Consider the following 19,681-nt stretch of genomic DNA (forward strand, 5'->3'; position numbering starts at 1 on the left):
CGCAAAGACGTCCGGATTTCACCCATGATTCCCCTTCCGGCTCCCAAGCCCGAGATCCTGGCCCGGCGCGACGCCATCCTCGCGGACCTCGCGCGCCTGGTCCCGGCCGACGCCGTGATCGGCGAGCCCGTTCGGCTGCGCCCCTATGAGACGGATGGGCTCTCCGCCTACCGCCAGGTGCCGCTCGCTGTCGTGCTGCCGCGCACGACCGGGGAGGTGGCCGCCGTGCTGCGCTACTGCCACGCGAACGGCATCCGCGTGGTTCCGCGCGGTGCCGGCACCTCGCTGTCCGGCGGGGCGTTGCCGCTGGCCGATGCGGTGGTGGTGGGCCTCATGCGGATGAACGCGATCCGCGAGATCAACTACGAGGACCGCTACGCCATCGTGGGCGCGGGCGTGACCAATATCGGGATCACCAAGGCGGTGGAGGGCGACGGCTTCTTCTACGCGCCCGACCCGTCCAGCCAGCTCGCCTGCATGATCGGCGGCAACGTGATGATGAACTCGGGCGGCGCGCATTGCCTGAAATACGGCGTCACGGCGAACAACCTGCTGGGCCTCACCTTCGTCACCATCGAGGGCGAGGTGATCGAGATCGGCGGCAAGCACCTGGATGCGGCGGGGTACGACTGGCTCGGCTTCATCACGGGCAGCGAGGGCCAGCTCGGCATGGTGACGGAGGTGACGGTGCGCATCCTCCGCGGGCCGGAGGGCGCGCGCGCGATGCTCGCCGCCTTCTCGAGCGTGGAGATCGCGGGTGCGGCGGTGGATGCCATCATCGGCTCGGGCATCATCCCCGTGGCGCTGGAGTTCATGGACCGCCCCTGCATCCATGCCTGCGAGGCCTTCGCCCATGCCGGCTATCCGCTGGACGCCGAGGCCATGCTCATCATCGAGGTCGAGGGCAGCATCGCCGAGCAGGACATGCTGCTGGACCGCATCCGCGGCATCTGCGCGAAGTTCGACCCGATCAGCATGAAGGTCGCGGAGAGCGCGGAGCAATCGGCCGCGATCTGGAAGGGGCGCAAGGGCGCCTTCGGCGCCGTGGGGCGCATCAGCCCCGACTATCTCTGCATGGACGGCACCATCCCGACCGGCGAACTGCCGCATGTGCTGAAGCGCATCGGCGAGATGTCTGTGCAGTACGGGCTCGGCGTCGCGAACGTGTTCCACGCGGGCGACGGCAACCTGCATCCGCTCATCATGTTCGACGCCAACGATGCGGACAGCTTTCGCCGCGCCGAGGCCTTCGGCGCCGATATCCTGAAGCTCTGCGTCGAGGTGGGCGGCTGCCTGACCGGCGAGCACGGCGTGGGCGTGGAGAAGCGCGACCTCATGACCTCGCAGTTCACGCGCGACGAGCTGCGGCTGCAGCGCGCGCTGAAATCGGCCTTCGATCCGGAATGGCTGCTGAACACGGCGAAGGTCTTTCCCCTCGACGACAATCCGAAGATCGCGGCGTGATGACATCCGATGGTCGGAGCGCCGAAGGGCGCGGAGAGCTGAACCGGATGTCCAGCGAAGTCATCGCCCCGGAAACGGACGAGGCGCTGGCTGCCGAGGTCGCGCGCGCGACGGCGGCGCGCGAGCCGCTGGCCATCGAAGGGCAGGGCACCAAGCGGGCCATGCTGCGGCCTGTGCAGGCCGCGCGCACGCTCTCCACGCGCAACCTCACCGGCATCACGCTCTATCGCCCGACGGAGCTGATGATCCGCGCGCGCGCCGGCACGCCCATCCCCGAGATCGAGGCCGCGCTGGCCGAGCATGGCCAGCAGATCGTCGCCGAGCCGCCGGACCTCCGCGCGCTCTACGGGACGGAGGTTCCGGCGACGCTGGGCGGCGTCGTCTCCACCAACCTGTCCGGCCCGCGCCGCATCATGTGGGGCGCGATGCGCGACCACGTGCTGGGCATCGTGGCCGTGACGGGCGGGGGCGAGATCTTCCGCTCGGGCGGGCGCGTGCTGAAGAACGTGACGGGGCTCGACCTCTGCAAGCTGCTCAGCGGAGCGCATGGCACGCTCGGCGTGCTGACGGAGATCTCGCTGAAGGTGCTTCCCGCCGCCGAGGCAACGGGCACGCTCGCGATCGCCGTTCCCGACGCGGCCGCCGGCGTGGCGGCGCTGAGCGCCGCGCTCGGCTCGCCCTATGGCGTGAGCGGCGCGGCGCTGCGGATCGATGGCGAGGCCGTGACGGCCTTCGTGCGCATCGAGGATTTCGCGGAGAGCGTCACCTACCGGCTCGGTCGCTTGCGCGAGGATCTGGCGCGGCATGGCGACATCTCCACCGTCGAGGATCCGCGCGCGCTGTGGCGATCCATCCGCGATGCCGAGCCGTTGGACGCGGCGCCCGATGAGGCGGTGTGGCGCCTGTCGCTCGCACCGTCCGAGGCTCCTGGGGCTGTGGCCGCGCTGCGAGCGGCTTTCGCGGCGAAGCTGCTGCTCGACTGCGGCGGCGGGCTGGTCTGGGTTGCCGGTCCGGCGACGGCGCATTCGCATGGCGCCGTGATGCAGGCGGCGGCGAATGCGGGCGGCACCTTCACCCTCTTCCGCGCGCCAGCCTCGCTGGCCGCCAGCGTTCCCGTGCTTCCCGACGAACCCTTGCCGCTTGCGGCTCTCTCGCGCCGCGTGAAGGCGGTGCTGGACCCGGCAGGGGTGCTCAACCCCGGCCGCATGCGGGCGTAGGAAGAACCCATGCAGACCAGCTTCACCGCCGAGCAGCTTCGCGATCCGGATACGGCCGAGAGCAACCGGATCCTGCGCACCTGCGTGCATTGCGGCATGTGCACCGCCACCTGCCCGACCTTCCTGCTGCTGGGCGACGAGCTCGATTCCCCGCGCGGACGCATCTACCTCATCAAGGACATGCTGGAGGAAAACCGCCCCGCCTCCGAGCTGGAGGTGCGGCACGTGGACCGCTGCCTCTCCTGCCTCTCCTGCATGACGACCTGCCCCTCGGGCGTGAACTACATGCACCTGGTGGACCACGCGCGCCGCTACATCGAGGAGACCTACACGCGCCCCTGGCCGGAGCGGATGCTGCGCGGCGTGCTGGCGCGCGTGCTGCCGAACCCGAAGCTGTTCCGCCTCTCGCTGCGCGCCGCCGCGCTGGCGCGGCCGCTCCGCGCGCTGATCCCGGGGCAGTCGATGCTGGCGCAGCGGCTGCGCGGCATGCTCGCGCTCGCGCCCGCCAGCCTGCCCGCGCCGCTGCCGGCGCAGGAGGCCCAGGTGCATCGCGCGGAGGGCACGCGGCGCGGGCGCGTGGGCCTGCTGACGGGCTGCGCGCAGAAGGTGCTCGACCCCGAGATCAACGCCGCCACCATCCGCCTGCTGACGCGCATGGGGATCGAGGTGGTGATCACGCCCGGCCAGGGCTGCTGCGGCGCGCTGACGCACCACATGGGCCATCACGACCGCGCCATGGCGGCCGCGCGCGCGAACATCCACGCCTGGAGCGCGGAGATCGCGGGCGAGGGGCTGGACGCGATCGTGGTGAACGCCTCGGGCTGCGGCACCACGCTGAAGGACTACGGCTTCATGTTCCGCGAGGAGCCCGATGCCGAGGATGCCGCGCGCGTGGCGTCGCTCGCGATGGACGTCACGGAAGTGCTCGCGAAGTTCGCCTATGCGCCGACGCGCGAGGCGCCGGCGCTCACCGTCGCCTACCACTCCGCCTGCTCGCTGCAGCACGGGCAGAAGATCACCTCGCTGCCGAAGGAGCTGCTGACGCGCGCCGGCTTCCAGGTGAAGGAGCCCGCCGAGGGCCATATCTGCTGCGGCAGCGCGGGCACCTACAACATCCTCCAGCCCGAGATCGCGGGGCAGCTGCGCGAGCGCAAGCTCGGCAACATCGCGAAGACGAAGGCGGACCTGGTCGCGGCGGGAAATATCGGCTGCATCACCCAGCTTTCGGGTGACGCGCTGCCGGTGGTGCACACGGTGCAGCTGCTGGACTGGATGGCGGGCGGGCCGAAGCCAGCTTTATTGAGAGGCTGAATCGTTCTAGCTTCCGAACAACTTCGGGAGTGAACGAACATGAATCGCCGAACCCTGCTCGCCGCGCCCGCCTTGCTCGCATGGCCGGCGCAAGCGCAGCCCAACTATCCCGATCGCCCGATCAACGTCGTGGTCGGCTTCCTCGCCGGCGGCTCCACCGACATCGCGGCGCGGCTGCTGGTTGACCGCATGGCGCCGCACCTCTCGCCCAACGCGCGCATGATCATCGACAACCGTCCCGGCGCGGGCGGTTCCATCGGCGCGGAATATGTCGCGCGGCAGAATCCGGACGGCTACCTGCTCGCGGTGCAATCGGCGTCGAGCCAGGGCACCAACCCCGCCGCGCTGCCCGACACGGTGCGCTACGACGCCGTGGAGGATTTCTCGCACATCGCGATCCTGGGCGGCGGGCCCATGCTCATCATCGTACCGGGGTCGAGCCCCTATCGCACGGTGGCGGAGCTGGTGGCGGCGGCGAAGGCGGCGCGCTCGCCGCTGCTGTGGGCCAGCTCCGGTATCGGGGGCATCGGGCATCTCACCGGCTCGCTCTTCGCGCATCGCTCCGGCTTCCGGGGCGAGTACGTGCCCTATCGCGGCGGCTCGGCGGTGCTGGAGGCGATGCGGAAGGCGGAGATCGACTTCTCGGCCGAGGTGCTGGCTTCCGCCTACCCGCATGTGCGCGACGGCTCCTCGCGGCCGCTCGCCGTCACCTCGCTGACGCGCCATCCGCTACTGCCGGACGTGCCCACGCTGCAGGAGTGCGGGCTGAACGGCTTCGAGGTCGTGACCTGGAACCTGGTTCAGGGGCCCAAGGGCATGCCGGAGCCCCTCCTGACGCGCCTCAACCGGGCGGCCATGGAAGCGCTGGCCGAGCCGACGTTGCGCCGCCGCCTGGCGGATGCGGGCGTGGACCCGGCCGAGTCCTCGACGCCGGCCAGCACGCGGGCCTTCGCGGCGTCGGAGCTGGATAAGTTCCGCTCCATCGTCCGAGAGACCGGCCTGACCCTGGGCCGAACCTGAAACTTGCTTCGCGCGGCGCGGGGGCGGACAATCCGCCGATGCGCCGCGTGCTGCTTGCCCTCCTTCTGCTCGCCAGCCCCGCCTGGGCTCAAACCGCCCCTGCGCCCCCCAGCCAGGCGCAGCGGGACCTCGAGCGGGCCTTCGAGGCGCTGCGCGAGGCGCCGGACGAGCGCGGCGCCCTCGCGGCCGAGGCCATCATCCGCCAGGTCTGGGCGCGGCAGGCCACGGCCTCCGTTGCGCTGCTCATCAACCGGGGCGTCCGCAACCTGCGCGCCGGCCAGCCGGGCGATGCGTTGGAGGATTTCGACGCCGCCATCACCCTTTCGCCCAGCCTCGCCGATGCCTGGCACTGGCGGGCCCAGGCCAATGCCCAGGTGGGCGACCGCGTGGCGGCGGCGGGCGATCTGCGCGAGTGCCTGCGCCTCGATCCGCGCCACTTCCCCGCGCTGCTGAGCCTCTCGCGCCTGCAGGAGGAGGCGGGCGACTTCGCCGGCGCGCTCCGCAGCCAAGAGGCCGCCATGGCCATCCACCCCTACCTCCCCGGCGGCAACGAGCGCCTGCGCGATCTGCGCCGCCGCGCCGAGGGCGAGGAAATGTGAACGCGCCCCCTCCCCAGAGGGCCGGATGCCGGGGCAAGCTGCCCGGCAACAAGAAAGAACTGGGAGGGAGATTGCGTGAAGAAGCTGATCAACGACCCCCGCCATGTGGTGCGCGAGATGCTGGAAGGCATCTGCGATCTGCACCCCGGCCTCGCCCTGCTGGAGGACGAGGACGTGGTGGTGCGCGCCGACCTGCCGCCGCCCGCCGGGAGGCCCGTCGCCATCCTCTCCGGCGGCGGCTCGGGGCATGAGCCGGCGCATGCGGGCTATGTCGGCCCCGGCCTGCTGACGGCCGCGATCGCGGGCGACGTCTTCACCTCGCCGAGCGTGGACGCGGTGCTGGCCGCGATCCGCGCCGCCGCCGGCCCCGCGGGCGCCGTGCTGGTGGTGAAGAACTACACGGGCGACCGGCTGAACTTCGGACTGGCGGCGGAACTGGCGCGCGGCGAGGGCATTCCGGTCGAGGTCGTGGTCGTGGCGGACGACGTGGCCCTGCACGCGACGGTGCCCCAGGACCGGCGGCGCGGCATCGCGGGGACGGTGCTGATCCACAAGATCGCGGGCGCGGCCGCCGCCTCGGGCCGCAGCCTGGAGGAGGTCGCGTCGCTGGCGCGCGCGGCGGCGGATCATCTCGGCAGCATGGGCGTGGCGCTCGGCGCCTGCACGGTCCCGGCTGCCGGGCGCCCGGGCTTCGAGATCGGCGAGGAGGAGATCGAGCTCGGCCTCGGCATTCATGGCGAGCAGGGGGTGGAGCGCACGGGACTGCTGCCTGCCGACCGCCTGGTGGAGCGCATCCTCTCGACCATCGTGCAGGACCTTGCGCTGAAGCCTGGCGAGCGGGTGGCGCTGCTGGTGAACGGGCTCGGCGGCACGCCGCCGATGGAATTGGCCATCGTCGCGCGCCGGGCCATCGCCTGCCTCCGCGAGCAGGGGCTGAAGGTGGAGCGCGCCTGGGCGGGCGATTTCCTGACCGCGCTGGAAATGCCCGGCGCCTCGCTCTCGGTCCTGCGGCTGGACCCGGTGCGGCTGGACCTGCTGGACATGGCGGGCACGGCCCCGGCATGGCCGGGATCGGGCCGGATCGGCGAGCGGAACATGGTCGCCGCCGCGGCGCCCGAGGCCGTCCCCTCGGTGCCCCCGGGGCCGCTGGCGCCCGCGCTGCGTCGCCTGGCCCTGGCGGTCGCGGAGGCGCTGGAGAAGGCCGAGGCGCATCTGACCGACCTCGACAGCCGGGCGGGCGATGGCGACCTCGGCATCAGCATGCAGCGCGGCGCCGAGGCCTTGCGAGCGCTGCCGGAGGGCGCCTGGGCCGATCCGCCCCGCGCCTTCGAGGCCATGGCCGGCACGCTGCGCCGGGCGCTGGCAGGCAGCTCCGGCCCCTTCTACGCCACGGCCCTGCTACGCGCCGCCCGCGCCCTGCCGGAGGAGCCCTCGCCCGAGGATTGGGCGCGGGCCTTCCGGGCGGCCGTCGCCTCGGTGAGCGAGCTCGGCGGCGCCAAGCCGGGTGACCGCACCATGGTGGACGCGCTCGATCCCGCCGTGGCCGCCTTCGAGGCGACGCTGCACAAGGGCATCGCCGCCGCTGCCTCGGCCGCGGCGGAAGCGGCGGAGAAGGGCGCCGAGGCCACGGCGTCCATGACCCCGCGCCTGGGCCGCGCCAGCTATCTCGGCGCGCGGGCGGTGGGGGCGCCGGATGGCGGGGCGGTGGCGGTCGCGATCTGGCTGCGGGCGCTCGCGGGCCGATGAAGCGCCTCCTCCTCGCGCTGCTGGTCCTTGCCGGCTGCGCCGGGCAGCTGGCGGCCGACGAGGCGCCGATGAACATGCCCGTCCCCGCCCAGGCGGTGACGGTGCCGGGCGCGGAGGGCACGCCGCTGCGCGCGCTGCTCTTCGTGCCCGCCAGCCCGACGCGCCCGCCGGTGGTGGCGCTGCATTCCTGCTCGGGCATCGGCTCGGCCCAGCAGCCCATCACGTTGGCGCCGCACCAGCGGGACTGGGCGGCGCGGCTGGTCGCGGCGGGCCACCCGGTGGTCTTCCCCGACAGCTTCGGCAGCCGGGGCCTCGGCCCGGCCTGCGGCGTGCCGAACTTCCCGGCCGGGCCGGTCGGCGTGCGCCGCTTCGATGCGCTGGAGGCCGCGCGCTGGGCGCGCGCGCAGCCCTGGGCGCGGGGCGAGGGCGTGGTGCTGATCGGCTGGTCGCATGGCGGGACGACGACGCTCGCGGCCTGGAACTCGGCGCCGCCCGGCCTCGTCCGCGCCGCCGTGGCGCTCTACCCCGGCTGCGGGCGCGGCTCGGGCCCGCCGGTCCCGGCCGTGCAGGGCACGGCGCCCCTGCTCATGCTGCTGGGCCAGCTGGACGACTGGACGCCGGCCGCGCCCTGCGAGCAGGTGGCGACGCTGGCGCCCCGTCTCATCACCCGCGTCACCTTCCCCGGCGCGCATCACAGCTTCGATGGGCTCTCCGGCGGCATCCGGCAGCGGCACCTGCCCAACGGCAACACCGTCTCGCTGGGGCCGGACCCGGCGGCGAGGACGGAATCGCGGCGGCTGGTGGCGGAATTCCTGCAGGAACACGCCGGTCCGCCATGACGAGAGCGCGGTTTCGGCCGCGCGCTCGCGCGTGGTAGATGGCGGGCCATGATCATCGCCATCGGTTCCGACCATGCGGGCCTGCCGCTGAAGCGGGTTCTGCTCTCCGCCCTCGAGGGCGCCGGCCATACCGTGCTGGACGCCGGCACGAATGGCGAGGAAAGCGTGGATTATCCCGATTTCGCCCATGCCGTGACGGCCAAGGTTGCGGCCGGCGAGGCGCGCTTCGGCGTGCTGGTCTGCGGCTCTGGTATCGGCATGTCCATCGCGGCCAACCGCAACCCGAAGATCCGCGCCGTGGTGCTGCACAACACCACCGAGGCCCGGCTGACCCGCCTGCACAACGACGCGAACGTCGCCTGCTTCGGCGCGCGCACGCTGGGTGCCGAGGTCGCGCTGGACTCGCTCGCGTCCTTCCTGGCGACCGAGTTCGAAGGCGGCCGCCACCAGCGCCGCCTGGACAAGCTGAGCCCCGCCTCGGCCCTCGCCTGACTTTTCGTCCGGCCGGTGTCCCCACGGGCCGCAGCATGATATTCCCGCCGCCCCAGGCCCAAGGATCGCCCGCATGAACGAGAGCACCGCCCGCTTCCTTCCCGCCCGCTTCTTCCAGGCCGGCGTCGCCGAGGCCGATCCCGAGCTGTCCGCCGCCATCGGCAAGGAGCTGGTGCGCCAGCAGGACGGCATCGAGCTCATCGCCTCGGAGAACATCGTCAGCCGCGCGGTGCTGGAGGCCCAGGGCTCGGTCCTCACCAACAAGTATGCCGAGGGCTATCCCGGCCGCCGCTACTACGGCGGCTGCGAATACGTGGACGTGGCCGAGAACCTGGCCATCGAGCGTGTGAGGCAGCTCTTCGGCGCCGGCTTCGCGAACGTGCAGCCGCATAGCGGCGCGCAGGCCAACCAGGCGGTGTTCTTCGCGCTGATGCAGCCGGGCGACACCTTCATGGGCCTCGACCTCGCGGCCGGCGGCCACCTCACGCACGGCTCGCCCGCCAACCAGTCCGGCAAGTGGTTCAAGGTGGCGCCCTACACGGTGCGCCGCGAGGACCAGATGATCGACATGGAGGAGGTCGCGCGCATCGCCCGCGAGTCCAGGCCCAAGGTCATCGTCGCCGGCGGCTCCGCCTATGCTCGCCACTGGGACTTCGCCCGCTTCCGCGAGATCGCGGACGAGGTGGGCGCCTACTTCATGGTGGACATGGCGCATTTCGCGGGCCTCGTGGCCGGCGGCGCGCATCCCTCGCCGGTGCCGCACGCGCATGTCACGACCAGCACCACGCACAAGACGCTGCGCGGCCCGCGCGGCGGCCTGATCCTCACCAATGACGAGGCGCTGGCGAAGAAGATCAACTCGGCGGTGTTCCCCGGCCTGCAGGGCGGCCCGCTGATGCATGTCATCGCCGCGAAGGCCGTGGCCTTCGGCGAGGCGCTGCGCCCTGAGTTCCGCGCCTATGCCAGGCAGACGGTCGCCAACGCCAAGGCGCTGGCCGAGGCGCTGAAGGCCCAGGGCTTCGGCATCGTGACCGGCGGCACGGACAACCACCTGATGCTGGTGGACCTGCGGCCGAAGAACCTCACGGGCAAGGATGCCGAGGCCGCGCTGAACCGCGCGCACCTCACCTGCAACAAGAACGCGATCCCCTTCGACCCGGCGAAGCCGATGGTGACCTCGGGCGTGCGCCTGGGCTCGCCGGCCGCGACCTCGCGCGGGTTCGGCGAGGCGGAGTTCCAGCAGGTGGCCGCGCTGATCGGCCGCGTGCTGGAAGGGCTGAGCAAGGCCAACTCCGCCGAGGGCAATGCGGCGGTCGAGGCCGCGGTGGGCGAAGAGGTGAAGGCTCTCTGTGCGCGCTTCCCCATCTACTGACGGGAAGCGCCGCGCTGCTAGGATCAGCGCGACTCGCGAGAATCCGGCCGCAAATGCGACCGGCGCGCCGCGACCGACCTGAGAGCGAGCGAGACATGACAGGGCGCGAAGCCAAGGCGGCGAAGGCCGCCGCCCGGCGTCTGAGGGCACGATAGGATGCGCTGCCCTTACTGCAGCAATGACGAGACCCAGGTGAAGGACAGCCGCCCCTCCGAGGACGGTTCCTCCATCCGGCGCCGGCGCTTCTGCCCGGCCTGCGGCAACCGCTTCACCACCTTCGAGCGCGTACAGCTGCGCGAGCTCACGGTCACGAAATCCGACGGCCGCCGCGTGCCCTTCGACCGCGACAAGCTCGGCAAGTCCATCCGCATCGCCTGCCGCAAGCGCCCGATCGACGAGGACCGGATCGAGCGGCTGCTCAACGGCATCCAGCGCCGGCTGGAGATGGAATCCGAGACCGAGATCTCCTCCCGCCGGATCGGCGAGATGGTGATGGAGACGCTGAAGGGCGTGGACCAGGTCGCCTACGTCCGCTTCGCATCGGTCTACCAGAACTTCTCCGAGGCGAAGGACTTCCAAGCCTTCCTCGGCGGGCTGGACACGCCCTGATGTGCGACGGGGCCCATATGCGGGCCGCGCTCAGGGTCGCGGCACGGGGCCTCGGCAATACCTGGCCGAACCCGGCCGTGGGCTGCGTGCTGGTGAAGGACGGCGTGGTGATCGCGCGCGGCTGGACGCAGCCCGGCGGCCGACCGCATGCGGAGGCCGTGGCGCTGGAGCGCGCCGGGGAGAAGGCCCGCGGCGCCACGGCCTATGTCACGCTGGAGCCCTGCTCCCATCACGGCCGCACCCCGCCCTGCTGCGATGCGCTGATCCGCGCGGGGGTTGCCCGCGTGGTGGTCGCGCTGCGCGACCCGGACAGCCGCGTGGACGGGCGCGGCTTCGCCCGGCTGCGGGCGGCGGGGATCGAGGTCGAGGAAGGGCTGATGCGCGAGGAGGCGGCGGCGCTCAATGCCGGCTTCATCCGCCGCGTCACCGAGGGCCTGCCCTTCGTCACCCTCAAGCTCGCCTCCACGCTCGATGGCCGCATCGCCACCGCGACGGGCGAGAGCCGCTGGATCACCGGCGATGCCGCGCGGCGCGAGGTGCATGCGCTCCGCGCCCGGCATGACGCCGTGATGGTGGGCAGCGGCACCGCGCTGACCGACGATCCGGAGCTCACCTGCCGTATCCCAGGCCTCGACCCGGTGCCCATGCTGCGGGTGGTGGCCGACGCCCGGCTGCGCCTGCCTCACGGCTCCAAGCTGGTGCGCGGCGCCCGCGAGCAGCCGACCTGGCTGCTCACCGGCTCGGGCCATCGCCCGGCGGCCCTGGCGCCCTATATCGAGGCGGGGGTGGAGGTCGTTCCCATCCGCCGGACGCCCGGCGGCGGGTTGCAGCCGCGCGCCATGCTCCAGGCCCTGGGCGCGCGTGGCGTGACGCGGGTGATGGTGGAGGGCGGCGCGGGCCTCGCGGCCTCGCTGCTCAAGGCGGGGCTGGTGGACCGGCTGGTCTGGTTCCACGCGCCCGGCGCCATGGGGGCCGAGGGCTTTCCCAGCCTGGCGGCCATGGGCGTCTCGCCGCTTTCGGCCATGCCGCGCTTCCGCCTGCTGGACTCGCGGCCCGTAGGCGACGACATCATGACCGAGATGACGAAAGGCTAGCGCATGTTCACAGGGATCATTACCGCCCTCGGCACTTTGCGCGAGGTCCTGCCGCAGGGGGAGGGCCACGACACGCGCCTGGTCATCGGCGTCTCGCCTGACTTCCTGAAGGGGGCGGAGCTGGGCTGTTCCATCGCCTGCTCGGGCATCTGCCTGACGGCGGTGGAGCTGAACGGCGACAGCTTCGCCGTGGACGCGAGCGCGGAGACCCTCTCCCGCACCACGCTGGGTGACTGGAAGGCCCCGGCGGGCGGCAATGCCGCGCCGAAGCTCGGCTGGAAGGCGGGCGACCGGATCAACCTGGAGCGTTCGCTCAAGCTCGGCGACGAGTTGGGCGGGCATCTCGTCTCAGGCCATGTGGACGCGGTGGGGACCGTCATCTCGGCTGTGCCGGAGAACGCCTCCGTGCGCTGGCGCTTCCGGGTGCCGGCGGAGATCGCGAAGCTGATCGCGGTGAAGGGCAGCATTGCGGTGGACGGGGTCTCGCTGACGGTCAACGAGGTTGACGGGGAGAGCTTCGGGGTCAACATCATTCCGCACACCACCGCCGTGACCAGCTTTGGGACGCTGCAGCCGGGCGACGGGGTGAATATCGAGATCGACACGCTGGCGCGCTACGTCGCCCGCCTCCTGGAGTTCCGCGCGTGAGCGTAGCCACCAAGACGACCACCTTCCACGAGTTCATCACGCCGACCGAGGAGCTTCTCGAGGAGGCGCGCCGCGGCAAGATGTTCATCCTCGTCGACGACGAGGACCGCGAGAACGAGGGCGACCTCGTCATCCCCGCGCAGTTCGCGACGCCGGATGCGATCAACTTCATGGCCCGCCACGCGCGCGGCCTGATTTGCCTGGCCATGACGCGCCATCGCGTCGAGCAGCTGGGCCTGCCGCTGATGGCGCAGAGCAACGGCACGCGCCACCAGACGGCCTTCACCGTCTCCATCGAGGCGCGCGATGGCGTGACGACCGGCATCAGCGCGGCCGACCGCGCGCGCACCGTGGCCGTGGCGATCAATCCCGAGATCTCTCGCGAGCATATCGTGACCCCCGGCCACGTCTTCCCGCTGGTGGCGCGCGAGGGCGGCACGCTGGTCCGCGCCGGCCATACCGAGGCCGCCGTGGACTTCGCGCGCCTGGCGGGCCTCAACCCGGCCGGCGTGATCTGCGAGATCATGAACGAGGACGGCACCATGGCCCGCCTGCCGGACCTGGTGCAGTTCGCGCAGCTGCACGGCCTCAAGCTCGGCACCATCGCGGACCTCATCGCCCATCGGCGCCGCACCGAGCGGCTGGTGAAGCGGGTCGAGGAGGGCGAGATCTCCCACGCGGTCGGCGGCGACTGGCGCCTGGTGGTCTATTCCAGCGCGCTGGACGAGGGCGGCGAGCACCTCGCCCTCATCAAGGGCGACATCACCACGCCCGAGCCGGTCGTGACCCGCATGCATGCGGCGAGCTTCATCAACGATATGGTGGGCGGCCGCGGCACGCGCGATCTGCACGGCGCGATGGAGGCCATCGCGGCCGAGGGTCGCGGCGTCGTGATCCTGCTGCGCGACTGGCGGCCGGACGGGCTGAGCCAGCAGGTGCGCCACCTGCGCGACAGCAAGACCATGCCGCGCCTGCGCGACTACGGCATTGGCGCGCAGATCCTGGCGGATCTCGGCCTGAAGGACATCATCCGCCTCTCCAACAACCCGCGCCCGCTGGTCGGGCTGGATGGCTGGGGCCTGCGCGTCATCGAAACGCGTCCCCTGGTCGGTGAGAAGCGCTGATGAGCACGATCGACGGACCGAAGCGCGACACCATCCGCCTCGACGGCGAGCCGCCGCGCATCCTGCTGATCCAGGCGCCCTACTACGAGGGCATCGTGGGCGGCATGCGCCGCGGGGTGGAGCGCGTGGTGGCCGAGGCCGGTGGCACGCTGGAAGTCGTGGACGTCGCGGGCGCCTTCGAGCTCCCGGCCGCGCTGCGCCTGGCGCTCGATGCCATGGAGCATCCGGATGAGCCGCCTTACTGGGACGGCTTCGTCCTGCTGGGCTGCGTCGTGAAGGGCGATACCGACCATTACGACCATATCTGCCGCGAGGCGTGCTCGGGCGTGATGCAGATCTCCGTGCAGACGGGGGCGGCCATCGGTTTCGGGCTGCTGACCGTCCACACCATCCAGCAGGCCGAGGAGCGTTCGGCCGATGACGGGCACAACAAGGGCGCCGAGGCCGCGCAGGCCGCGCTGCTCCAGGTCGCGCTGAAGCGTCGCTGGAGGATGGCGTGAGCAAGTCCGGCCGTCCGCGCACAGGCGCGCGCGTCGCCGCCGTGCAGGCGCTGTTCCAGGCGGAGCAGTCCGGCGACGCCATCGAGACGGTCCTGGACCAGTTCATCCGCCATCGCCTCGGCTCCATGGCCGGGCAGCAGGGCTTCGAGGATGGGCGCGTGGAGGAGGCGGACGTGCCGCTCTTCACCCGGATCCTGCGCGGCGCCGCGACCGGGACCGAGGATCTGGACCAGGTCATCTCGGCCCATCTGGCTTCCGGCTGGGCCATGAACCGGCTGGACCCCGTGCTGCGCGCCATCCTGCGCGCCGCCGGCGGCGAGATGCGCGACATGGGCGGCCCGCCCGCGCGCGTCGTCATCAAGGAGTACATGGACATCGCCCATGGCTTCTTCGGCGGCGAGGAGCCGCGCTTCTGCAACGGCGTGCTCGATGCCATGGCACGCGTGCTGCGGGCCGAGGAGTTCAACGGGGGGTGAGCCTGCCCCCGGAATTCTCGCTCATCGCGCGGCACTTCAGGCCGTTGGCCGGGGAGGGCGCGCTGGCGCTCTCGGACGACGCGGCGCTGCTGGCGCCGCCCGCGGGGCAGCAGCTCGTGCTCGCCGCCGATGCGATGGTGGCGGGCGTCCACTTCCTGCCCGATGATCCGCCCGCGAGCATCGGGCGCAAGCTGCTGCGCGTGAACCTCAGCGACCTCGCAGCCATGGGCGCGGCGCCGCTCGGCTATCTCATGACGGTCGCGCTGCCCAAGGGCACGACGCCGGAATGGCTGGACGGCTTCGGCGCCGGGCTGGCGATGGACCAGGCGGAGTTCGGGCTCTCGGTGCTGGGGGGCGATACGGTTTCCACGCCCGGGCCGCTCAGCCTGTCGCTCACGATCCTGGGGAGCGTGCCGCCGGGCGAGGCGCTGCTGCGCCGGGGCGCGCGGCCGGGCGACGAGCTTTGGGTCTCGGGCACGATCGGCGACGGCGCGCTGGGGCTGCGCGCGGCGCGCGGCGAGCTTGCGGATGACGGGTTCCTGGCCGGCCGCTACCGGCTGCCCCAGCCGCGTCTCGCGCTCGGCCAGGCGCTGCGCGGCGTGGCGCGGGCGGCGATGGATGTGTCGGACGGGCTTGCCCAGGATGCCGGGCATCTGTGCCGGCTCGCCGAATGCGGCGCGGAGATCGAGGCCGCTGCCGTGCCGCTCTCGCCCGCCGCCCGGGCGGCGCTGGGGGCCGATGCCGCGCTGCTGCCGCTGATCCTCTCGGGCGGCGACGATTACGAGCTGCTCTTCGCCGCCCCGCCCGGCGATGCGGCGAGGGTCCAGGCCGCGGGGCGCGCGGCGCGCACCCCCGTCACGCGCATCGGGCGCTTCACGGAAGGCGCGCCGGATGTGACGGTGCGGGATGCGACGGGCGGCCTCCTGAACCTGCCCCGCGGGGGATGGAGCCACTTCTGATGTCCGATGCGGACCGCACGATGCGGGCCACCGTCTGGCGCCTCTTTCTGGGCCAGGCTCTGATGAACGCCACGATGGTCGGGCAGGCGACGATGGGCGCGCTGATCGGGCGCAGCCTCTCGTCCGACGCCGCGCTGGCGACGCTGCCCATGGCGGTGCAGATGGCCAGCACGATGGCGGCTTCCATTCCCGCCTCCTTCCTCTTCACGCGTTTCGGGCGGCGGCCGGTCTTCCTGCTGGGCGCGGTGGTTTCGCTGCTCGGCTCGCTGACCTTCGCGCTCGGCGTCTACCAGCAGGACTTCCTGATCTATTGCCTCGGCGCGGTCTTCGCGGGCCTCTCCTGGGGCGTGGCGCAGCACTACCGCTTCGCGGCGGCCGAGGCCGCGACCCCGGCCTACCGCCCGCGCGCCATCGCGCTGGTGATGGCAGGGCCGGTGCTCTCGGCCATCTTCGGGCCGGAGCTGGTGAAGCACACGCATGACGCCTTCATGCCCTACCTCTTCCTCGGCACCTACCTGGCGCTGACCCTGCTGCCGCTGGGCAGCCTGCTGCTGCTCAGCGGCCTGAAGCTGCCGCCCTTGCCCAAGCGAGGCGCGGCGGCACCGACGCCGCTCGGGGAGATCCTGCGGCGGCCGATCTTCATCACCTCGGTCGTCGCGGGAATGACGGCCTACGGCACGATGAACCTCGCCATGACCGGCACGCCGCTGGAGATGCTGCTCTGCGGCTTCACGGTCGGCGATGCGGCGACCGTCATCCAGGCGCATGCCTTCGCGATGTTCGCGCCGGGCTTCATCACGGGCCGGCTGATCCAGCGCTTCGGCGTGCGCCCGGTCATCGTGGCGGGCGCCTGCCTGAACTTCGTCTGCGTGGCGATCACGCTCTCGGGCGAGAGCTTCGGGCATTTCGCGATCGGCCTCGCGCTGCTCGGCCTCGGCTGGAACTTCATGTTCGTGGGCGCGACCAACCTGCTGGCGACGAGCTACGCGCCGGAGGAGCGGGTGAAGGCCCAGGCGGCGAACGACTTCATCGTGTTCGGCACCGTGGCGTGCACGGCCTTCTTCGCCGGCTTCGTGCATGCGCGCTTCGGCTGGAGCGTGCTGAACATGACGCTGATCCCGCCGCTGGTGGCCGCACTGGCGCTGCTGGCCTGGCAGAAGGCGAGGGGCGCGAGCCGCGTGCCCGCCGTCGCCCGGTAGGGAAGAGTCCCAGGCACCTATTGGCCCCATCGCGAGGACCGATTGGCGCTGGCCGACCTGGCCATGTGAGAACCATGCCGCTCCAGAGGAGGCGCCCCCGAAAGAGGCGACAACGGCATGGCGGAGTTCATAGCCAACTATTTCTTCGTCCTTGAGCCAGCGGATTGCGGTTGCGGCGGTGGCGGCCCCGGCGAGTACATCCCCTACTTCGTCGGGGACGGCTCGTTCGTCGCCAGCAACGGCGATCCCGCCTCGACGACCTTCGACCCCGGCCAGACCATTCTGGTGGATCTCGGCAGCCCGGACCCCGATGCCTTCACCTATATCGGCCAGTACGGGCATGGGTGGGTCGGAGAGTTCTCGATTACGGATCCCGACACGGGCGAGACCGCGAGCCTCAAGGTCCTCCTGACCAACGACTGCCTCTGCGAAACCGATTTCGTGACGATCGATCCGGCGGCCTTTGCGGTCTGTTTCCTCGCCGGCACGCGGATCGCGACGCCTGAGGGCTGGTGCGACGTCGAGGCGCTGGCCATCGGCGACCTCGTCCTCACCGCGGGGGGCGAGGCACGGGCGGTGAAGTGGATCGGCCGGCAGGAGGTGGTCGCGGTCTTCGCCGAGCCGCTGCGGAGCTTCCCCATCCGAATCGCTGCCGGCGCGCTCGCCGAGGGCGTGCCGGCGCGTGACCTTTTCCTCTCGCCCGCGCATGGCGTGATGTGGGAAGGGCTGCTGGTGGAGGCCGCGGCGCTGGTGAACGGCAGCACCGTCACGCGCGTCATGCGGCCGGAGCCGCGTTTTACCTGGTACCACGTCGAGATGGAGGATCACGCCGTGATCCTGGCCGAGGGCACGCCCGTCGAGACCTTCGTGGACAACCGCACGCGCGCCCGCTTCGACAATCACGCCGAGTTCGTCGCTCTCTATGGCGAGGCGGGCAGTGCCGAGATGGAGGCACCGCGCGTGAAATCGGCGCGGCAGCTGCCGGTAGCGATGCGCGCGCGCTTGGCGGCAAGGGCGGTGAGCGGCCCGTCGCGGCAGGCGGCGGCCTGAGCAGGCAAAGCGAGGCACATAAAAAAAGCGCCGGAGGCCGAAGCCCCCGGCGCCGTTTCGGCGATCTCCGAACTACTCCGCCGGTCGGTAGGTCGGCCGTGCGGCCGGCGCATCGCTGTCGGCGAAGAGGTCGCGATCCTTGGTCTCCGGCACGAAGATCAGGCCGATGACGACGGTCGCGACCGCGAAGATGATCGGGTACCAGAGGCCGAAGTAGATATCGCCCGTGGCCGCGATCAGCGCGAAGGTCGTGGCCGGCAGAAGCCCGCCGAACCAGCCGTTGCCGATGTGATAGGGCAGCGACATGCCGGTGTAGCGGATCCGTGTCGGGAAGAGCTCCACCAGAGCCGCGGCGATCGGCCCGTACACCATGGTCACGTAGATCACCAGGATGAACAGGATGCCGATGATCACGGCCGGCTGCTCGCGGAAGATGTCGAAGGGATGCGACATCTTCACGACCGACGGGTTGGCCGCGGGCGGGAAGCCCGCCGCCGTCAGCGCGGCGTTGAGCTCACGCGTGAAGGTGGCGCGTGCTGCCGCCGCGCCAGCGCCCGCCTGGGTCGCATTGAAGGAAGTCACGGCGCTGTTGCCCACATGCACCACGGCGAGCGATCCGGCGGGGCCGGTCTCGGTGGTGTAGGGGATGGACAGGCCTGCCAGAACCGCCTTGGCAATGTCGCAGGAGGTGGTGAAGGTCACCGTGCCGGTCGGGTTGAACTGGAAGTTGCAGTCGCCGGGTGCCGCGACCACGCGCACGGGGATGCTCTGCTGCGCGGCGTAGAGGGCCGGGTTGGCCTCCCTCGTCATCATCTTGAAGAGCGGGAAGTAGGTCAGCGCGGCAAGCGCGCAGCCCAGCAGGATAATCGGCTTGCGGCCGACCTTGTCCGACAGCCAGCCGAAGAAGATGAAGCCGCCGGTGCCGAGGATGAGCGACCAGGCGATCAGCAGGTTCGCCGTGTAGCCGTCCACCTTCAGGATGCTCTGCAGGAAGAACAGCGCGTAGAACTGGCCCGTGTACCAGACCACGCCCTGGCCCATCGTCAGGCCGAAGAGGGCGATGAGCGCGATCTTGGCGTTCTTCCACTGGCCGAAGGCCTCAGACAGCGGCGCCTTCGAGCCGGTGCCCTCTTCCTTCATCTTCTGGAAGGCCGGGCTTTCCTGCAGCTGCAGCCGGATCCAGACGGAGATGCCGAGCAGCACGATCGAGATCAGGAAGGGAATGCGCCAGCCCCAGTCGGCGAAGGCCGCCTCGCCCAGGATGGTGCGGGTGAAGAGGATGACCAGCAGCGACAGGAAGAGGCCCATCGTCGCGGTGGTCTGGATCCAGCTCGTATAGAAGCCGCGCCGGCCCTGCGGCGCGTGCTCGGCCACGTAGGTCGCCGCGCCGCCATACTCGCCGCCGAGCGCCAGGCCCTGGAGCAGGCGCAGGATGATGAGTATGACCGCGGCGGTGATGCCGATCTGATCCGAGGTGGGAAGGATGCCGACGATGAAGGTCGAGGCGCCCATGATCACGATGGTGACCAGGAAGGTGTATTTGCGGCCCACGAGGTCGCCGAGGCGGCCGAAGACCAGGGCGCCGAAGGGGCGGACCAGGAAGCCGGCGGCGAAGGCCAGCAGCGCGAAGATGTTGCGCGTATTCGGGTCGAACTGGCTGAAGAACTTGGCGCCGATGATCACGGCGAGGCTGCCGTAGAGATAGAAGTCGTACCACTCGAAGACGGTACCGAGCGACGAGGCGAAGATCACCTTCTTCTCGCCTGGCGTCATAGGCCTGGGGCTGTGCGCCCCCATTGTATTTGCGGACATTCCCAACCCTTTCTTTTTCATCCGGACATCGGCGCGGCCCCGCCTTTGCCGATTCCCGGACTCATGATTCCCTTCTGGCGAGAGGACTCCCCAGGATCAACTTAACGATAAATGTCATTCCTGTAAGTGACATAATTCGTCCACTACCCC

Annotated in this window: 19 protein-coding genes; 18 read left to right on the forward strand and 1 reads right to left on the reverse strand. The window is 71.2% G+C overall.

All coding sequences use genetic code 11. The features are described 5' to 3' along the window. The first annotated feature begins 24 nt into the window (after positions 1 to 24). From WJM96_RS03655 to WJM96_RS03740, 18 genes are all read left to right on the forward strand, one after another. Positions 25 to 1,464, forward strand: coding sequence for an FAD-linked oxidase C-terminal domain-containing protein (locus WJM96_RS03655; protein ID WP_424811062.1), 1,440 nt, complete (start codon positions 25 to 27; stop codon positions 1,462 to 1,464). Between the two features lie 47 nt (positions 1,465 to 1,511). Next, positions 1,512 to 2,681 carry an FAD-binding protein gene (locus WJM96_RS03660; protein ID WP_424811063.1) on the forward strand — a complete coding sequence of 390 codons (1,170 nt, stop codon included), beginning with the start codon at positions 1,512 to 1,514 and terminating at the stop codon, positions 2,679 to 2,681. Between the two features lie 9 nt (positions 2,682 to 2,690). Continuing rightward, complete coding sequence (gene glcF / locus WJM96_RS03665) at positions 2,691 to 3,992, forward strand: glycolate oxidase subunit GlcF (protein ID WP_424811064.1); 1,302 nt, start codon at positions 2,691 to 2,693, stop codon at positions 3,990 to 3,992. Between the two features lie 39 nt (positions 3,993 to 4,031). Next, positions 4,032 to 5,012 carry a Bug family tripartite tricarboxylate transporter substrate binding protein gene (locus WJM96_RS03670; RefSeq protein ID WP_424811065.1) on the forward strand — a complete coding sequence of 327 codons (981 nt, stop codon included), beginning with the start codon at positions 4,032 to 4,034 and terminating at the stop codon, positions 5,010 to 5,012. 38 nt (positions 5,013 to 5,050) lie between these two features. Continuing rightward, the gene (locus tag WJM96_RS03675) at positions 5,051 to 5,611 is read left to right on the forward strand and encodes a hypothetical protein (RefSeq protein WP_424811066.1); all 561 of its coding nucleotides are present in this window, start codon (positions 5,051 to 5,053) and stop codon (positions 5,609 to 5,611) included. Positions 5,612 to 5,686: 75 nt separating this feature from the next. Continuing rightward, positions 5,687 to 7,357, forward strand: coding sequence for a dihydroxyacetone kinase family protein (locus WJM96_RS03680; RefSeq protein WP_424811067.1), 1,671 nt, complete (start codon positions 5,687 to 5,689; stop codon positions 7,355 to 7,357). Further along, a complete protein-coding gene (locus WJM96_RS03685) occupies positions 7,354 to 8,196 on the forward strand; it encodes a dienelactone hydrolase family protein (RefSeq protein WP_424811068.1) in 843 nt (280 codons plus the stop codon). The genes WJM96_RS03680 and WJM96_RS03685 overlap by 4 nt, the downstream gene beginning before the upstream one ends. A gap of 48 nt (positions 8,197 to 8,244) precedes the next feature. Further along, entirely contained in the window at positions 8,245 to 8,688 is a 444-nt protein-coding gene (gene rpiB / locus WJM96_RS03690) for a ribose 5-phosphate isomerase B (protein WP_424811069.1), read from the forward strand. Positions 8,689 to 8,761: 73 nt separating this feature from the next. Then, the gene (gene glyA, locus WJM96_RS03695) at positions 8,762 to 10,060 is read left to right on the forward strand and encodes a serine hydroxymethyltransferase (RefSeq protein WP_424811070.1); all 1,299 of its coding nucleotides are present in this window, start codon (positions 8,762 to 8,764) and stop codon (positions 10,058 to 10,060) included. Positions 10,061 to 10,216: 156 nt separating this feature from the next. Next, positions 10,217 to 10,669 (forward strand): transcriptional regulator NrdR, encoded by a 453-nt coding sequence (nrdR, locus tag WJM96_RS03700; protein ID WP_424811071.1) that lies wholly within the window; start codon positions 10,217 to 10,219, stop codon positions 10,667 to 10,669. Next, the gene (gene ribD, locus WJM96_RS03705) at positions 10,669 to 11,763 is read left to right on the forward strand and encodes a bifunctional diaminohydroxyphosphoribosylaminopyrimidine deaminase/5-amino-6-(5-phosphoribosylamino)uracil reductase RibD (protein WP_424811072.1); all 1,095 of its coding nucleotides are present in this window, start codon (positions 10,669 to 10,671) and stop codon (positions 11,761 to 11,763) included. Before nrdR ends, ribD begins: the two co-directional genes overlap by 1 nt. A 3-nt stretch (positions 11,764 to 11,766) precedes the next feature. Continuing rightward, on the forward strand, positions 11,767 to 12,411 hold the full coding sequence (locus WJM96_RS03710; protein WP_424811073.1) for a riboflavin synthase: 645 nt from the start codon (positions 11,767 to 11,769) through the stop codon (positions 12,409 to 12,411). Then, on the forward strand, positions 12,408 to 13,535 hold the full coding sequence (ribB, locus tag WJM96_RS03715) for a 3,4-dihydroxy-2-butanone-4-phosphate synthase (protein WP_424811074.1): 1,128 nt from the start codon (positions 12,408 to 12,410) through the stop codon (positions 13,533 to 13,535). Before WJM96_RS03710 ends, ribB begins: the two co-directional genes overlap by 4 nt. Next, complete coding sequence (gene ribH, locus WJM96_RS03720) at positions 13,535 to 14,035, forward strand: 6,7-dimethyl-8-ribityllumazine synthase (protein ID WP_424811075.1); 501 nt, start codon at positions 13,535 to 13,537, stop codon at positions 14,033 to 14,035. Before ribB ends, ribH begins: the two co-directional genes overlap by 1 nt. Beyond that, the gene (nusB, locus tag WJM96_RS03725; RefSeq protein ID WP_424811076.1) at positions 14,032 to 14,511 is read left to right on the forward strand and encodes a transcription antitermination factor NusB; all 480 of its coding nucleotides are present in this window, start codon (positions 14,032 to 14,034) and stop codon (positions 14,509 to 14,511) included. Before ribH ends, nusB begins: the two co-directional genes overlap by 4 nt. Further along, positions 14,508 to 15,470 (forward strand): thiamine-phosphate kinase, encoded by a 963-nt coding sequence (gene thiL / locus WJM96_RS03730; protein WP_424811077.1) that lies wholly within the window; start codon positions 14,508 to 14,510, stop codon positions 15,468 to 15,470. Before nusB ends, thiL begins: the two co-directional genes overlap by 4 nt. Then, on the forward strand, positions 15,470 to 16,669 hold the full coding sequence (locus WJM96_RS03735; protein ID WP_424811078.1) for an MFS transporter: 1,200 nt from the start codon (positions 15,470 to 15,472) through the stop codon (positions 16,667 to 16,669). The genes thiL and WJM96_RS03735 overlap by 1 nt, the downstream gene beginning before the upstream one ends. 117 nt (positions 16,670 to 16,786) lie before the next feature. Further along, a complete protein-coding gene (locus tag WJM96_RS03740) occupies positions 16,787 to 17,719 on the forward strand; it encodes a Hint domain-containing protein (RefSeq protein WP_424811079.1) in 933 nt (310 codons plus the stop codon). 72 nt (positions 17,720 to 17,791) lie between these two features. Here the strand turns inward: WJM96_RS03740 and WJM96_RS03745 are convergent, their stop codons facing one another. Then, the gene (locus WJM96_RS03745) at positions 17,792 to 19,531 is read right to left on the reverse strand and encodes an MFS transporter (protein WP_424811080.1); all 1,740 of its coding nucleotides are present in this window, start codon (positions 19,529 to 19,531) and stop codon (positions 17,792 to 17,794) included. Positions 19,532 to 19,681 lie beyond the last annotated feature (150 nt).

Origin of the sequence: Roseococcus sp. YIM B11640 (assembly GCF_049727625.1) — a bacterium.
GTDB lineage: Bacteria > Pseudomonadota > Alphaproteobacteria > Acetobacterales > Acetobacteraceae > Roseococcus.

What these genes read in the sequence shown, in the direction of transcription:
- WJM96_RS03655 (WP_424811062.1), top strand. Translation starts at nt 25, where the DNA reads ATGATTCCCCTTCCGGCTCCCAAGCCCGAGATCCTGGCCCGGCGCGAC.
- WJM96_RS03660 (WP_424811063.1), top strand. Translation starts at nt 1,512, where the DNA reads ATGTCCAGCGAAGTCATCGCCCCGGAAACGGACGAGGCGCTGGCTGCC.
- glcF (WP_424811064.1), top strand. Translation starts at nt 2,691, where the DNA reads ATGCAGACCAGCTTCACCGCCGAGCAGCTTCGCGATCCGGATACGGCC.
- WJM96_RS03670 (WP_424811065.1), top strand. Translation starts at nt 4,032, where the DNA reads ATGAATCGCCGAACCCTGCTCGCCGCGCCCGCCTTGCTCGCATGGCCG.
- WJM96_RS03675 (WP_424811066.1), top strand. Translation starts at nt 5,051, where the DNA reads ATGCGCCGCGTGCTGCTTGCCCTCCTTCTGCTCGCCAGCCCCGCCTGG.
- WJM96_RS03685 (WP_424811068.1), top strand. Translation starts at nt 7,354, where the DNA reads ATGAAGCGCCTCCTCCTCGCGCTGCTGGTCCTTGCCGGCTGCGCCGGG.
- rpiB (WP_424811069.1), top strand. Translation starts at nt 8,245, where the DNA reads ATGATCATCGCCATCGGTTCCGACCATGCGGGCCTGCCGCTGAAGCGG.
- glyA (WP_424811070.1), top strand. Translation starts at nt 8,762, where the DNA reads ATGAACGAGAGCACCGCCCGCTTCCTTCCCGCCCGCTTCTTCCAGGCC.
- nrdR (WP_424811071.1), top strand. Translation starts at nt 10,217, where the DNA reads ATGCGCTGCCCTTACTGCAGCAATGACGAGACCCAGGTGAAGGACAGC.
- ribD (WP_424811072.1), top strand. Translation starts at nt 10,669, where the DNA reads ATGTGCGACGGGGCCCATATGCGGGCCGCGCTCAGGGTCGCGGCACGG.
- WJM96_RS03710 (WP_424811073.1), top strand. Translation starts at nt 11,767, where the DNA reads ATGTTCACAGGGATCATTACCGCCCTCGGCACTTTGCGCGAGGTCCTG.
- ribH (WP_424811075.1), top strand. Translation starts at nt 13,535, where the DNA reads ATGAGCACGATCGACGGACCGAAGCGCGACACCATCCGCCTCGACGGC.
- WJM96_RS03735 (WP_424811078.1), top strand. Translation starts at nt 15,470, where the DNA reads ATGTCCGATGCGGACCGCACGATGCGGGCCACCGTCTGGCGCCTCTTT.
- WJM96_RS03740 (WP_424811079.1), top strand. Translation starts at nt 16,787, where the DNA reads ATGGCGGAGTTCATAGCCAACTATTTCTTCGTCCTTGAGCCAGCGGAT.
- WJM96_RS03745 (WP_424811080.1), bottom strand. Translation starts at nt 19,531, where the DNA reads ATGTCCGCAAATACAATGGGGGCGCACAGCCCCAGGCCTATGACGCCA.